Raw genomic sequence first — 15,030 nt, 5'->3', positions numbered from 1 at the left:
TAAAGTTTGGATCCAGAACCCTTTCGTATATTTCTAATTTCTTCAAGTATAGATAGTTTACTTCTTATTAATACTATTGTACTGATCATACTTCTTATTTGTTCAGCATTAATTTCGGGGACCGAAGTTGCCTTTTTTTCACTTTCTCAAACGGACCTGGATACGTTATCAGAAAACTCTAAAGAGGAAAGTACAGTGGTGAAATTATTGGAGAAACCCAAAAAATTGCTGGCAACCATATTAATAACCAATAACTTTATTAATATCCTTATCGTATTACTTTTTGCTACAATTGGTGAAACTGTATTTAGTAACCTGGATTACAATTTAGATTTATACATAGTAGAAGTACACGTTCGATTTTTAATTGAAGTAGTGCTTATTACATTTCTGATTCTTTTGTTTGGAGAAGTATTACCCAAAGTATATGCTTCTAGAAAAGCATTGTCTTTTTCTAATTTAATGTGTAGGCCCATTAATTTTTTGAATACTATGTTAACGCCGTTCAGTTATCCACTGATACATTTCACACAGATTATAGAAAAACGACTAGGGAGTAAAAATTCTAATTTCTCTGTAGAAACACTTTCTCAGGCATTAGAATTAACCTCTGATGAATCGACTACTAAGGATGAGCAAAAGATCTTGGAGGGTATTGTGAATTTTGGAAGTACCGAAACGGTGCAGATCATGAAACCAAGGATTGATATTTTTGCATTATCGAACGATGAGTCTTATGAGGAGGTGATGAAGAAAATCCTCAAGAACGGATATTCCAGGAATCCTGTTTATCAAGATACTATAGACAATATAGTGGGGGTGCTTTATGCCAAAGATCTGTTGGCGCATTTGAATAAAAAACAGTTTAAGTGGCAAAAACTATTAAGAGAACCCTTCTTTGTCCCTGAAAATAAAAAACTGGATGATCTATTAAGCGAATTTCAAGACAAGAAGAACCATTTGGCTATTGTGGTTGATGAATACGGTGGGACAAGCGGAATAGTTACCTTAGAAGACGTTATAGAGGAGATTGTAGGCGATATTAATGATGAGTTTGATACGGACGACCTATCCTATTCTAAAATAGATGAGAACACCTATGTGTTTGACGGAAAAATAAATATAAAAGACTTCTGCAAGATCTTCGAAGAGGATGAAGAAGTTTTTGAAGAAGAAAAAGGGGAGTCAGAAACCCTTGCTGGATTTATATTGGAAGTGTCAAGAAAATTTCCTCGTAAGGGCGAGAAAATAAACTTCAAAGATTATACGTTTACCATTGAAGCTTTAGATAGAAAGCGAATCATTCAAATTAAAGCTCAAAGAACACATGCGTAAAATTCTATTCGTCATTACAATCTTTATTCTCGTTCTATCTTGTAAGGATGATGTATTGCCTAAACCAAAGGCATATTTGAGCTTGAACTACGCTCCTGCTGATTATAGCGAATTGGCAGTAGAAAGACCTTATAGTTTTTTAGTTTCTGATAAAGCAGAATTGAAAGAAGAAAAGAATAATTGGCTGAAGATCAAGTATCCGAAGCTAAAGGCTTCTATCGATATCACGTACAGACCTGTGGAAGGAAATTTAAAGGAACTCCTCATTGAATCTGAAAAGTTAGTATACAAACATGCCGTTAAAGCGGAACAGATCGTTCCAAAGGACTATTTGAATGAAAGCCAGCATGTCTATGGAAGTTTGTATGAAATTACAGGAAACGCTGCATCCCAAATTCAATTCCATATTACGGATAGTACTAAGAACTTTATCAAAGGCTCGCTGTACTTTTATACCAAACCGAATTACGATTCTGTATTACCAGCGGTCGCCTATATCAAAAAAGATATTATGAAATTGATGGAAACCTTAAAATGGGAAAATTAATTCGTTGCCAGTTTTCTACTTTGCAACCATAAATAGAATTGCACTCCAAATAACAACGCACCGGACAACAAATGTACAGCTTGCGTACCCATTGGAAAATCTGCATAGTACATTAATATTCCGGTAATTGTTTCTAAAAACAATAGAACAATCACCCAATTAACTAATGTATATCCTAGCTTTTTAACTTGATTGAAGTATAGCAATGCAAAGTTTACCAATACGATGGCAATGGTAAAAGATCGATGGAAGTAAAACTTGAAATTAGGAGCCATTAAACTATATTCTTTATTTTCAAAACCAAACAGTTTTACCTGTTCGTCTATAAATTGACGAACCTGTGTTCCTAACGCAATTTGAACCAAGGAAAAAATTACGGATATGATCAATAATTTATTGAATAATGAATGATAAGCATAGGTGTTTTCTTTTTCTGAAATAATAAAAAGAACTTTTAATATAAGCCCTACAATCACTAATCCAACTACCATATGAACCGTAATGATCGCCGGTGTGAGGTTACTGTCTACTACTGTTTTTCCTAGCCAGGCTTCAAATAGCATTAAAATAAAAGCGATAACAGAAAGAATGGTGATCCACTTGTTTTCTTTCCAAAACTTAACGGCGCCAACCAACAAGAATAAGAATACAAATCCAGCAAGAACGCTTACCAATCTATTGATGTATTCTGTCCACGTATGAAATTTATTAAACTTCGCGTAGTCATGTTTGGTATATGCCGACCAATTTTCTGGATTAAATATGGTCTTTGTGGTAAGGTCACTTTCAGCCACGTATAAGGCTTCATCTTTAATAATGATCATGCCCTCTTTATACGCTTTGTTTGGAGCCCAGGTAATTTGTTCTTCAGAAGTAGGAGGAATCAAATAGCCAAAACACTTCGGCCAATCTGGACAACCCATTCCAGATCCAGTCATTCGCACAACCGATCCGGCAATAAATATTAAGTAAAGGCTAATTAATGTCGCTTTTACGATGAAAGGAAAGCGTTTGTTCATTAAAAATAAGGTTTGTACAAAGATACGACCTAAAACGCAAAAAGGCCTCTATAGATAGAAGCCTTTTTAAGTATTGTAATCAGAAAAATTATTTTTCTGCTGTTAGTTCTGTTGCTTTATATAATTCACCATCAGCAATTCCATCTATAAAGCCAATGATCTCTTTTTTAGAAATAGTATTTGCATCAAATGCAACTGTTGCGGTACTATCTTTAAAGATCACTTTTGCCATTTTTACACCTTCTTTTTTAGAAAGTTTTGATTGAATTAGCTTTGCACATCCAATCTCGCATGTCATTCCTGAAATGCTTAAAGAGACGGATTGCGGATTTTGTGCCAAGACTTTTTTAGGTGCCTCGACCTCTTTTTTTGCTGCTTGTTTACAAGAGCTTAAAGAAAAAATACTAAGCGCTAAAACTAAAACGACTTTGCTAAACTTCATGATTGCTTTTTGTTATACGTTTATTATGCAAATTTATACATAAATGCCTGTTTATCCATAGAATTGTTCGAGTTTTGTATAGACTTTAACAGCGACCTATGAACAACCAACAACAGAAGTGGTTCTACTTAATAATTCTCTCTATTATTTGGGGAAGTTCATTTATCTTAATGAAGAAAGCACTCATAGGACTCACACCAATTCAAGTTGGGGCTTTACGAATGTTGATTACGGCGGCTTTTTTAGTACTCATAGGATATAAAAGTATTAAGCAGATCCAAAAAAGACATTGGATCTATATCTTTTACACAGCGATTTTGGGGACGTTTTTCCCAGCTTTTTTATTTGCATATGCCATTACAAAGATTGACAGTTCCATTCCAGCTATATTAAATTCATTAACTCCTTTTAACACATTTATTGTAGGAGCTTTGGTATTTGGGTTTGCTTTTAAAAGAAAACAGCTTATAGGGATCCTCATCGGACTCATCGGAACCTTGATATTAGTTTTGAAAGGCGCCCATGTCAATCCAGATCAAAATTACTGGTACGCAGTATTGGTTATTATATCCTCTGTGGGGTATGCGTTTAATGTGAATATTGTAAAGAAGTATTTACATGATATTAGTGCGTTGGCCATCACCACAGGAAACTTTTTACTGTTGATCATTCCCGTATTATTGGTATTATACTTTACAGGATTTTTCTCAACATTTGAGATTAATGAAGAAACGACTTCTGCAGTAGGATATATTACTGTTCTGGCGGTGATTGGAACGGGGATTGCTAAAGTAATGTTCAATAAATTGGTGCAGATATCTACACCCGTTTTTTCATCTTCAGTAACTTATTTAATCCCTTTGGTAGCTGTTATGTGGGGAATGTTCGATGAAGAAAGCTTGCACATTATGCAATTACTTGGAGGAGCTATTATTTTGTTTGGAGTCTATTTGGTGAATAAAGCGAAATAAAGGTGCTATACCCTTACACGAACATATCCACGTCTGGTTTTTCTATAGTATTTTCCTCCCCAGGTATAGTAACGTTTCTTTTTTATTACTACTACACGATGGTTTCTAGGAGCTTTTTTAACAACAACGACATTGGGTTGGCTTCTTTCGACTACTCTTACGGCGCAGGATTGAAATCCAAAAGCGGAAATCAAAAATACAATGACTGCTAATTTCTTCATGATAATTCGTTTTTGAGTTCATAAATAAGACCTGCAAAAAAGAAAAAGGTTTATTTCTGTGAGGAAAAGAGATCATCCAAGGCATAAAAAAAGCCGCTACTAGTAGCGGCTTTTCTATACTATAAAATTAACGATTATTCAAAATCTTTGTCTGTTACACCTTCATCCATTTTTACTTCTTTTACTACGAAGTTTAATGTCGCTCGTCCAGTAGAACGATCAATTTTGTGTGGCATAAGAATACCGTTTACAGCTTTGTAATCAGAGAAGGTAGTTGGAATTCTAACGTCTTTTCCGTCAGGACCTTTTACAATGTTTACTGACTTTACTCTTAAACCAGATTTTACATCGTAAAACACCTCTCTACCATCTTTTAAGATAATTACATAAGCATTACTACCATCTAATGGCTCAATTCTGTCAAGCTTTCCAGCTTTATTAGCACCATCTCCAAACGGGCTTGTTTTAGCCTTAGCTTCCTCTACTTCTTTAGCGGTCATGTCTGTTTTTCGACCTTGAGCTTCGCTGTATCCTTTCTCTCCATCAAAAACTTGCTTTTGCAATGTCTGTCCAAAACCTGTTAAGATTAAAGATGATTTATTTGGAGCAGCGTTTTTAGTTACTAAAGTTAGTGGAGCACCATTAAAAGATGCTTCAGAGGTAACCATTAACGTTTTAACAGCATTTACTTTTTCTTTACCTCCAATAGCTTTAAAATAATTATCTACAACAGTAGCAGCAGTAACTCCAGCAGGAATTGGTAGTGTCATTTCAGGTTTCTCTGTAGGGTTCCCATATTTATCAAAATAATGGATCTTGTAATCAGGATTCTTTTCTAAATTCTTTAAAACGTCAATACCCTTTCCTGTAATTACGATTCTAGCTTTGTCTCCTTTGAAATACTTAATCGCTGCATTTTGAACATCTTCAATGGTCACAGCATTGATTTGCTCTAAATACGTTTCGTAGAAGTTAGAAGGTAAGTCATATAGAAGAATGTTTAATGCATAACGAGCTGCTGTAGCAGGCTGTTGTACATTAATAACAAAGCTTCCTACGTATTGTGCTTTTGCATTTTCCAACTCATCTTCGGTTACTTTTTCATAACGAATCTTGTTGATCTCTTTCATGATCTCAACCACAGAACTATCAGTTACCATATTTCGAACACTAGCTGTTGCTCTAAATGTAGCTGCATTTCTACTTTGTCTAACTCTTGAGTAAGAACCATACGTGTATCCTTTATCCTCTCTAAGGTTAGAGTACAAACGTGCAGTTCCACCACCACCTAAAATTCTATTCGCAAGTAAAGCAGCAAAGTAATCTTTGTCTCCCAATTTTAAGTCGATGTTGTTAATCACTGCAATTTCAGATTGTACTGCATTTGGCATGTTTATGAAGTCAATCTCAGTGGTCTCAACATTTTTAGGTTTTGGTACCTCAGAAGTAGGAATCGTCCCTGCCTTCCAATCACCAAAAAGTTTTTTCACTAATTTTTTGGTTGCTTTTGGATTGATATCACCCTGAATAATTAAATAAGCATTATTAGGTCTGTAATAGGTATTGTAATTTGCTTTAACATCAGCTAATGTGATATTGTTTACACTTTCATTTGACGTAAACTCACCAAAAGGATGATTTGCACCATAGGTCAATAGATCTTCAACTCTACGTGCTGCAGCAGTAACACTTTTCTCGCTACTTTTAATATTGTCTAATGTTATCTTTACTTCTTTATCAAATTCTTCTTGTGTAAAATTTGAATTTTTAACACCATCAGCCATTAAACCTAATATTTCTGGGAAATATCTCTTTAACGAAGAAGCGAAAGCACCAGAACTGCTGAAATTAACTCGAGCTCCTAAAAAATCTACTTTCTCATTAAAATCATCTTTAGAAATGTTTGCAGTACCTCTACCTAGAAGACTACCCATCATACCAGAAACACCAGCTTTATCACCTTCAAAATAAGGTTTATTATCTATTGTTAAACTCGCTGAAGCTCTAGGAAGTTTATGGTTTTCTACCATAATCACGGTCAACCCGTTTTTAAGTGTAAACTTCTTAGGCTTACCCAATTTCACTTTTGGAGCAGGTCCAGAAGGAGGTTGTTTTGTTCTGTCTACTTGCGCATGCAATGCAAAAGACATCGTCAAAATTGCTACGATTGATAAAATTTTTGTTTTCATAATTATAAAATGTCTTTTGATATTATTTTTTCTCAGGTAAATACTCTAAGATTAAACGTTGATTCGGGTTTAAATACTTCTTTGCTACTTCTCTTATTTCTTCTCTAGTAATAGATCTAAAGATGTCAATTTCCGTATTAATCAAATTCGTATTTCCAAAAAGCACATGATAACGAGCTAATGAACTTGCAATACCTTGTACATTAGAATTCGCATTTACAAAGTTGTTTTCAAATTGATTTTGCAATTTTTGATATGCTTTCTCAGAGATTAAGTCTGTTTGAATTTTAACAACTTCTTCATCAATTTCCTTAATGATGTCTGCTAAAGTCGTTTTTCCTTGTGGTAAACCAAATAAGATGTAGGTACCATAATCTTCTTGACTAAAGTTAATCGCACCGGTTTGTAGTGCCATTTTCTTTGTGTCAACTAATTTTTTATATAAGACAGAACTTCTTCCTGTACTTAAATAGGTAGAGATCATGTCTAAAACTCTAGAATCTCTTGTCTTCATAGAAGGAGTTCTATACGCTGCCATGATCGCAGGAATCCCGATATTTGGATCGTAAGCCTTTGCGTTTATCTGCTGCGTAATAGGATCTTCTTTTGGGAAATTTCGCTCGATATCTTTACCTCTAGGAATTGCCCCAAAATAATCCTGAATCATTTTCTTAGCTTCCTTGATATTAATATCTCCAGCAACTACTAAAGTTCCATTATTAGGAACATAAAATTTCTTATTAAAAGCTAAAAACTCGTCTAATGTAGCCGCATCTAAATGCTCCATCTTACCGATGGTTGTCCCTTTGTATGGATGCTTTTTAAACATATTCTTCTTAACATATTCTAAAAAACGACCGTAAGGTTGATTATCTACACGTAATCTCTTTTCTTCTTTTACAACTTCATTCTGAGTGTCAACTCCTTTTTGAGTAATTACAGGGTGCATAAGCCTTTCTGATTCTAACCATAATCCAGTAGCTAATTTATTAGAAGGAAATACTTCGTAATAATATGTTCTGTCATCATCGGTAGTTGCATTTCCGCTTCCTCCATTAGAAGAAACGATGTTGTCCCACTCTCCTTTTTTAATATTTTTAGTTCCTTCAAACAGCAAGTGCTCGAAGAAATGTGCCATTCCTGTTCTATCTGGTTGCTCATCTTTTGCGCCAACATGATAGAAAGTAGAAACTACTACTACAGGAGCAGAGTTGTCCTTATGCAATATTACATGCATTCCATTGTCTAAATCATACTCTTCAAACTCAACTTTTTGAGCACTTGAAGAAAATGCAACTAAAAGCACTGAAGCCAGTGCTATAATACTTTTTTTCATCGATTTGTTAATTTATTAAAGTTGTTCTGTATGACGCTTCTACCGTCCATTTGTTACAATTTTTTTAGAAAGTCAAAATTTTATCACCAAAAATAAGAACTAAAAAATAATTTGAAGAAAATAAGAAGGTATATTCTTTTGATTTTATGCAAGTTATTTTACTAGTTTTGGCTTGTTATGCATTAAAAAATATGTATATTTGCACCCGCATTTTCGACAAGGAGATGCTTAATAAACGTAAAAGCTAATATAAACATTAACGTATGTACGCAATTGTAGAGATAGCAGGGCAGCAGTTTAAAGTTGCAAAAGACCAAAAGGTTTACGTTCACCGTTTACAAGAAAAAGAAGGTGCGAAAGTAACTTTCGACAAAGTAATGCTTGTAGAAGATAAGGGGAATGTAACTATTGGCGCCCCAGCTATAGAAGGAGCCGCAGTAACGGCTAAGATTTTAAATCACCTTAAAGGTGATAAAGTAATCGTTTTCAAGAAGAAAAGAAGAAAAGGTTACAAAAAGAAAAACGGTCACCGTCAGTATTTAAGCGAAATTCAAATTGAAAATATCGCTGCTTCAGGTGCTAAGAAAGCAACAGCTAAGAAAGCGGCTGCTCCTAAAAAGGAAAAAGCAGTAGAAGCTCCAAAAGCTGAGGTTAAAGAAACAGCATCTAACGATTTAAGTTCAATGACTGTTGCAGAATTAAAAGCTTTAGCTAAAGAGAAAGGTATCAAAGGATACACTTCTTTAAAGAAAGCAGAATTAATTGATGCGTTAAGTAAATAAGAATAATAATTTTAAAACCAATAATCATGGCACATAAAAAAGGTGTAGGTAGTTCGAAGAATGGTAGAGAATCAGAATCGAAACGACTTGGCGTTAAAATTTTTGGAGGACAAGCTGCAATTGCTGGGAACATTATTGTTCGTCAAAGAGGTACAACTCACTATCCTGGAGAAAATGTATATATGGGGAAAGACCATACATTACATGCGAAAGTAGACGGTGTTGTAAACTTCCAAAAGAAGAGAGATAACAGATCATATGTTTCTATAGTTCCTTTTGAAGCTTAAGAAATAAAGAGATTAAAAATAAAAACGTCCAAACATTGTTTGGACGTTTTTTTATACCTGTATTTTGTACATTTACCAGAATGAATTTCTTGTATAACATTTCAGCGCAAATCACTTTTTTCTTTCTAAGAATTGTAGCGCAGTTTAACCCAAAGATGAAGTTGTTTATACAAGGAAGAAAAGAGGCGTTCTCAAAACTTTCTGAACTTTCCGGACATAACAATGTTATTTGGTTTCATGCAGCTTCCCTAGGGGAATTTGAACAAGGAAGACCAGTTATTGAAGCAATAAAAAGAGAATACCCAACACGTAAAATACTAGTTACTTTTTTTTCTCCATCAGGATACGAGATTCAAAAGGACTACGAATTGGCCGATGTGGTTTGTTATTTGCCATTTGATACTAAAAGGAATGTCAAGAAATTTGTTAACGTAGTACAACCAGAATTAGCCATATTTATTAAGTACGAATTTTGGCCAAATCTTTTAAATGAGTTAAACGCCAAATCAATACCCGCAATATTAGTTTCAGGAATCTTTAGAAAAGATCAATCTTTTTTCAAGAGTTATGGGGCTTGGTTTAGAAAAACCTTGAAAACATTCGATCATTTTTTTGTGCAAGATGTGGCTTCTAAAGAACTATTAGAGAATATTAAATGTAGCAATGTATCCGTCAGTGGAGATACTCGATTTGATCGGGTATTTGAGATACTGCAACAAGACAATCGATTAGATTTTGTAGAAAAATTCAAAGATGGTAAGTATACTATGGTGGCTGGTAGCACATGGTCAGAGGATGAGCATCTTTTTGTATCGTATATAAACAAGGAGGCATCAGAGAACGAAAAGTTTATCATAGCTCCTCATAATATGAATGAGAAAGCTATTCGTTTATTAAAAGAATCAATTCATAAGAAAACTGTACTTTTCTCGGAAAAAGAAGGGAAAACCTTAGAGGATTATCAGGTCTTAATTGTAGATACTGTAGGACTATTGACTAAAGTATACTCTTATGCTGATGCTGCATATGTTGGAGGAGGACTATCATCTAATGGAGTGCATAACATTTTAGAACCAGCAACTTTTGGCATTCCAGTAGTTATTGGAAACTATTATAGTAAGTTTAAAGAAGCCGTTGATCTCGTTGCACTAAAAGGGTGCATTTCTATTAAGGATCAATCGAGCTTTTCAACTATCTTTATACAATTAAAAACGGACCGTGACTTTAGAGGAAAAACAGGGGCGATCAACAGAAAATATGTTGAAGAAAATATAGGAGCAACCTCTATGATCATGAGTTATATAAGCAAACAACTAAATACATAACTATGGAATTTATTTCACAACCCTGGCCTTGGTATGTCGCAGGACCCGCCATTGCCTTTATTCTATTTTTGATGTTCTATTTTGGAAGAAGCTTTGGAGTTTCAACCAATCTAGAGACATTTTGCACCATTGGAGGAGCAGGTAAGTTTTCAGATTATTTTAAAACAGACTGGAAAGCCAGAAAATGGAGTCTGATCTTTGTAGTAGGAATCATTCTAGGAGGATTGATCTCTAATGAATTTTTAATGCCATCTCAAGCCATTGATTTAAACCCAGAAACGGTAACGGAGCTAGCTGAGCTAGGTTTTGCCAATGCTGGGAAAGAATATTTACCGTCAGAGATCTTTAGCACGGATAATCTATTGTCTCTAAAAGGAATAGCAATATTGCTCGTAGCGGGTTTATGTATAGGATTTGGAACTAGGTATGCAGGAGGATGTACATCAGGTCATGCTATTACGGGAATGAGTAGCTTGCAATTACCTTCACTTATTGCAGTAATCGGCTTTTTTGCAGGAGGATTATTAATGATATGGGTTTTATTTCCCTTAATTTTTTAAGCTATGAAGAACGGAAAATTTTTAATTATCGGGATAGTATTTGGAATCATACTGAGTAAATCAGAAGTGGTTTCGTGGTACAGAATATATGAGATGTTCAAGTTTCAATCGTTCCATATGTATGGTGTGATAGGATCAGCAGTTGCAATTGGTATTATCCTTATGCAATTGTTTAAAAGAGGAATTATAAAGGATTTTAAAGGAAACTCGATCAATGTAAAACCAAAGAAAAAAGGATTTATACGAACCTTTGTAGGCGGAAGTATCTTTGGATTAGGTTGGGCTTTAGCAGGAGCATGTCCAGGTCCTATTTTTGTATTAATTGGACATGGAGCTCTAACCATTTTAATAGTGCTTTTGGGAGCAATATTTGGAGCTTTTATATATGGATTATTAAGTAAGAAATTACCAAGTTAGATTGGAGAAACATTATCGATTTTCAGATGAAGTCTATGAGCAGAAATTCAGAGACGGCAAGTTCCCTCCTCTCTATTTTTCTCATGAAGCACATTTACGACTCGGGTATATTCATCTAGAGAAATATGGATTGGCTCAGTCGATTGAGAATATGTGTAAACAGATATATGATTTTGCTATAAAATACGACGCAACGATGAAGTTTAACGCCACCGTAACATATGCTTCATTACAAATTATGTATTATTATATGAGAAAGGGAACTAGCAAAACGTTTCCCGACCTAATGAAAGAATTTCCTCATCTAGTAGAGGATTTTAAAAGTGAGATTCAAAAATATTACAGTTGGGATGTATTTCGCTCTTTGGAAGCAAAAGCTAAGATTCACGAACCTGACTTAAAACCATTTGAAAATGCAGCAGCAGTTAATAGATAGTTTTGGAAGACAAATGGACTATGTTCGTTTAGCGGTAACAGATAGATGTAATTTACGTTGTCAATATTGCATGCCTGCACACGGAATTGAAATAGCACCTCGTGCAGATTTATTGACGTTTAAAGAAATGTATCGCATTATTCGAGTATTAACAGAACTAGGGGTGACTAAAGTGCGGTTGACCGGAGGCGAGCCTTTTGTTCGTAAAGATTTTGTCAAATTTTTGGAAATGTTATCCTTCAACGATCTGTTAGAAGCGATTAATATTACTACGAATGGCGCCATGATTTCTAAGCATATTCCAACATTGGAACAGCTAGAAAAAATAAAACACATCAATTTGAGTATCGATAGCCTGCAAAAAGAAAAATTCCATCAGATTACTAGACGAGATGTATTTCCTGAAGTATATGAGACTTTTGAAGCTTTAGAGAAAAGTAGTTTGAATTTAAAATTGAATGTGGTTGTACAAGCGGGATTCAATACGGATGAAATTGTTGATTTTGTAGCGTTAACAAAAGACAAGAATGTGGCCGTTCGTTTTATTGAAGAAATGCCTTTTAATGGGAAAGGTCAACGTGAAATGAAAGAAAATTGGAATTACGCCAAAATTCTGGAAGAAATTAAATCTCAATTTGAAATAGTACCTATTGTTTCTGAAAAATCATCTACCTCTAGAAACTTTAGTATTGATGGGCATAAAGGAAGCGTAGGAATTATCCCAGCTTTTACAAGAACTATTTGTAGCGACTGTAATCGAATTAGGGTCACTCCTACCGGAACGTTTAAGAATTGCCTATTCGATGATGGTGTATTTAATATTCGAGATTTTTTGAGAAAAGGAGCGAGTAACGAAGATCTAAAAGAATTGTTCTTGTCCTTAGTTAAGGAAAAGCCTGAAAATGGATTTGTGGCAGAAGCAAATCGTAAAAAAGGAGATGTCTCTGAGAGTATGTCAACCATTGGAGGATAATTATGATTTCAGTACAAGAAGCTTTACAAACTATTTTAAATAACACCCAGGATTTTGGAGTGGAGGAAATTCCTTTTCTGAAATCCGTTGGAAGAGTGTTGAAAGAGGACATCTTAGCGGATAGAGATTTCCCTCCCTTTAACCGTGTAGCGATGGATGGTATTGCGATCAACCATCGTTTTTTTGAGCAAGGGATTCGAGATTTTAAAGTCGAAGGCGTTCAGGCTGCTGGAGCTAAGCAAAAAACCATGAGCATAGCTTCTAATTGTATAGAAGTAATGACGGGTGCAGTATTACCAGAAAACACAGATACCGTTATACGATATGAAGATGTAGCTATTGAGAATGGAACAGCCACTATTCAACTAGATACATTAGAAAAAGGAAAGAATATACACACTAAAGGAAAGGATCGAAACCAAGGAGACGTTCTAGTAGTCAAGAATACCCGGATCACAGCGGCGGAAATTGGCGTGATTGCAACTGTGGGAAAATCCACTGTAAAAGTTGCGAAAACACCTAGAATTATGATTGTTTCTACGGGTGACGAATTGGTGGAAGTAAATGAAATTCCAGAAGCACATCAGATTCGAAGGAGTAATGCTTTTACCTTGGTAGCTTTACTAGAAGAGCTAAAAATTAAAGCTGAGACCGCACATATTACAGATGATAAAGAGCAACTTAAAGAGAAAATAGGAACTTATTTAGAGGAATACGATGCGTTGCTTTTTAGTGGAGCAGTAAGTAAAGGAAAGTTTGATTATTTGCCTGAAGTACTAGAAGAATTAGGTGTTGAAAAGCTATTCCATAGGGTAGCTCAAAGACCAGGGAAGCCCTTTTGGTATGGGATACGAAATGAGAAATCTGTATTTGCGTTCCCAGGAAACCCAATATCTACTTATGTAAATTGTTTGGCGTATTTTTATCCTTGGTTTGCCAAGTCAAGTGGATTTGAACTTAAAGAAGAAACGGTAATTTTAGGGGGAGATGTTTCGTTTAAACCGTCGTTGGCCTATTTTTTACAAGTTCGAATTGAGGTAAAGTATGGACATTTGGTTGCTATTCCAGTTAAAGGAAATGGCTCTGGAGACTTAGCAAGTTTAGTACGGGCAGATGGATTTATTCGACTACCAAAAGAACAAACAGAATTAAAAAAAGGAGAGACATATCCGTTTATAAGATATAGAAACTGATTGTCAGTTCGAGTGATTTTTGTAACAACAAAAATTGTATCGAGAACTATTTAATTGTTATGAAAATTTACAACATATACATTCTTGAATGTTCTGATAATGCATATTACACGGGCATTACCTCAAACTTATGGATTAGATTAGAAGAGCATCAAATAGGTTTGTACAATAATAGTTATACTTATAAAAGAAGACCAATAAAATTGGTTTTTCGTGCTGAGTTTACAAATGTGGAAATTGTTATTGAAACAGAAAAGCAAATAAAGAGATGGTCTAGAGCTAAAAAAGAAGCACTTATCAATAATGAATTTGAAAAACTTCCTAACTTAGCTAAAAAGAAATTTAAAAAACAGTTGTCAGTTCGAGTGATTTTTTGAACAAAGTGAATAAAAATTGCATCGAGAAATTTTCAACTATAATGACATCTCGATACAAATTTCACTTCCTTCATTCAGGAAATGAAATTCACTCGACGTGACATAAAAATTAAAACCTTTTAAATGAGTTTTTCACACATCAATAAAAAGAATCAACCTAAAATGGTGGATGTTTCAGGTAAAGATGTTACCAAACGAACAGCCATTGCCAAGGCCACGATGTATTTAGGTAAAGCCGTGATTTCTCATTTTGAGAATGAAGAACTCACTACCAAAAAAGGTCCAGTTTTTCAAACGGCGATTATTGCCGGAATTCAGGCTGTAAAAAAGACTTCAGAGATCATTCCTATGTGTCACCCATTGTTGATCAATGGTGTTGATATTGACATTAATATGATGGGAGATGAACATATTGAAGTGCTATGTACGGTAACTATCGAAGGAAAAACAGGTGTTGAGATGGAAGCATTAACAGGAGCATCAGCTACTTGTTTGACCATTTATGATATGTGTAAATCCATTTCGCAACAAATGGTAATTAAAGAACTGAAATTGTTAGAAAAAACTGGAGGTAAATCAGATATTAAGATTAATTGAATTAGTAGAGCAATGTGATTCCG

Annotated in this window: 18 protein-coding genes; 13 read left to right on the top strand and 5 right to left on the bottom strand. The window is 34.7% G+C overall.

Features of this window, described 5'->3' with window-relative positions:
* The first annotated feature begins 6 nt into the window (after positions 1-6).
* Entirely contained in the window at positions 7-1,335 is a 1,329-nt protein-coding gene (gldE, locus tag RQM59_RS10050; protein WP_349241978.1) for a gliding motility-associated protein GldE, read from the top strand.
* Complete coding sequence (gene gldD / locus RQM59_RS10045) at positions 1,328-1,882, top strand: gliding motility lipoprotein GldD (protein WP_349241977.1); 555 nt, start codon at positions 1,328-1,330, stop codon at positions 1,880-1,882. The genes gldE and gldD overlap by 8 nt, the downstream gene beginning before the upstream one ends.
* Here gldD and RQM59_RS10040 read toward each other — a convergent pair.
* Together RQM59_RS10040 and RQM59_RS10035 are read right to left on the bottom strand one after the other, a co-directional pair.
* Positions 1,879-2,901, bottom strand: a complete 1,023-nt coding sequence (locus tag RQM59_RS10040) for a COX15/CtaA family protein (RefSeq protein ID WP_349241976.1) — start codon at positions 2,899-2,901, stop codon at positions 1,879-1,881. The two genes, gldD and RQM59_RS10040, sit on opposite strands and share 4 nt — an antisense overlap.
* 88 nt (positions 2,902-2,989) lie before the next feature.
* On the bottom strand, positions 2,990-3,343 hold the full coding sequence (locus tag RQM59_RS10035) for a cation transporter (RefSeq protein WP_349241975.1): 354 nt from the start codon (positions 3,341-3,343) through the stop codon (positions 2,990-2,992).
* Positions 3,344-3,441: 98 nt separating this feature from the next.
* On the opposite strand from RQM59_RS10035, the gene RQM59_RS10030 reads away from it, so the two are divergent.
* Entirely contained in the window at positions 3,442-4,314 is an 873-nt protein-coding gene (locus tag RQM59_RS10030) for a DMT family transporter (RefSeq protein ID WP_349241974.1), read from the top strand.
* A 5-nt stretch (positions 4,315-4,319) separates the two neighbouring features.
* Here the strand turns inward: RQM59_RS10030 and RQM59_RS10025 are convergent, their stop codons facing one another.
* From RQM59_RS10025 to RQM59_RS10015, 3 genes are all read right to left on the bottom strand, one after another.
* On the bottom strand, positions 4,320-4,535 hold the full coding sequence (locus RQM59_RS10025; RefSeq protein WP_349241973.1) for a DUF6515 family protein: 216 nt from the start codon (positions 4,533-4,535) through the stop codon (positions 4,320-4,322).
* A 134-nt stretch (positions 4,536-4,669) separates the two neighbouring features.
* Positions 4,670-6,724, bottom strand: coding sequence for an insulinase family protein (locus tag RQM59_RS10020; RefSeq protein WP_349241972.1), 2,055 nt, complete (start codon positions 6,722-6,724; stop codon positions 4,670-4,672).
* A 22-nt stretch (positions 6,725-6,746) separates the two neighbouring features.
* The gene (locus RQM59_RS10015; protein WP_349241971.1) at positions 6,747-8,060 is read right to left on the bottom strand and encodes a M16 family metallopeptidase; all 1,314 of its coding nucleotides are present in this window, start codon (positions 8,058-8,060) and stop codon (positions 6,747-6,749) included.
* 263 nt (positions 8,061-8,323) lie between these two features.
* Between RQM59_RS10015 and rplU the strand changes: the two genes are divergently transcribed.
* From rplU to moaC, 10 genes are all read left to right on the top strand, one after another.
* On the top strand, positions 8,324-8,842 hold the full coding sequence (gene rplU / locus RQM59_RS10010) for a 50S ribosomal protein L21 (RefSeq protein WP_349241970.1): 519 nt from the start codon (positions 8,324-8,326) through the stop codon (positions 8,840-8,842).
* A gap of 26 nt (positions 8,843-8,868) precedes the next feature.
* Positions 8,869-9,129, top strand: coding sequence for a 50S ribosomal protein L27 (gene rpmA / locus RQM59_RS10005; protein ID WP_349241969.1), 261 nt, complete (start codon positions 8,869-8,871; stop codon positions 9,127-9,129).
* An 80-nt stretch (positions 9,130-9,209) separates the two neighbouring features.
* Complete coding sequence (locus RQM59_RS10000; RefSeq protein WP_349241968.1) at positions 9,210-10,454, top strand: 3-deoxy-D-manno-octulosonic acid transferase; 1,245 nt, start codon at positions 9,210-9,212, stop codon at positions 10,452-10,454.
* 2 nt (positions 10,455-10,456) lie between these two features.
* Complete coding sequence (locus tag RQM59_RS09995; RefSeq protein ID WP_349241967.1) at positions 10,457-11,014, top strand: YeeE/YedE family protein; 558 nt, start codon at positions 10,457-10,459, stop codon at positions 11,012-11,014.
* Between the two features lie 3 nt (positions 11,015-11,017).
* Entirely contained in the window at positions 11,018-11,431 is a 414-nt protein-coding gene (locus RQM59_RS09990; protein WP_349241966.1) for a YeeE/YedE family protein, read from the top strand.
* 1 nt (position 11,432) lies between these two features.
* Positions 11,433-11,867: a hypothetical protein gene (locus RQM59_RS09985; RefSeq protein WP_349241965.1), complete on the top strand. Its 435-nt coding sequence runs from the start codon at positions 11,433-11,435 to the stop codon at positions 11,865-11,867.
* Entirely contained in the window at positions 11,845-12,840 is a 996-nt protein-coding gene (gene moaA / locus RQM59_RS09980) for a GTP 3',8-cyclase MoaA (RefSeq protein ID WP_349241964.1), read from the top strand. Before RQM59_RS09985 ends, moaA begins: the two co-directional genes overlap by 23 nt.
* A gap of 2 nt (positions 12,841-12,842) precedes the next feature.
* Positions 12,843-14,033, top strand: coding sequence for a molybdopterin molybdotransferase MoeA (locus tag RQM59_RS09975; RefSeq protein WP_349241963.1), 1,191 nt, complete (start codon positions 12,843-12,845; stop codon positions 14,031-14,033).
* A gap of 59 nt (positions 14,034-14,092) precedes the next feature.
* Positions 14,093-14,410, top strand: a complete 318-nt coding sequence (locus RQM59_RS09970) for a GIY-YIG nuclease family protein (RefSeq protein ID WP_349241962.1) — start codon at positions 14,093-14,095, stop codon at positions 14,408-14,410.
* Positions 14,411-14,533: 123 nt separating this feature from the next.
* Entirely contained in the window at positions 14,534-15,007 is a 474-nt protein-coding gene (gene moaC / locus RQM59_RS09965; protein WP_349241961.1) for a cyclic pyranopterin monophosphate synthase MoaC, read from the top strand.
* The last annotated feature ends 23 nt before the right edge of the window (positions 15,008-15,030 follow it).

Origin of the sequence: Asprobacillus argus, assembly GCF_032248395.1 — a bacterium.
Classification (GTDB): domain Bacteria; phylum Bacteroidota; class Bacteroidia; order Flavobacteriales; family Flavobacteriaceae; genus Polaribacter; species Polaribacter argus.
Note: the sequence above shows the minus strand (reverse complement) of the source record. Positions and strands in the feature narration are given on the sequence as shown.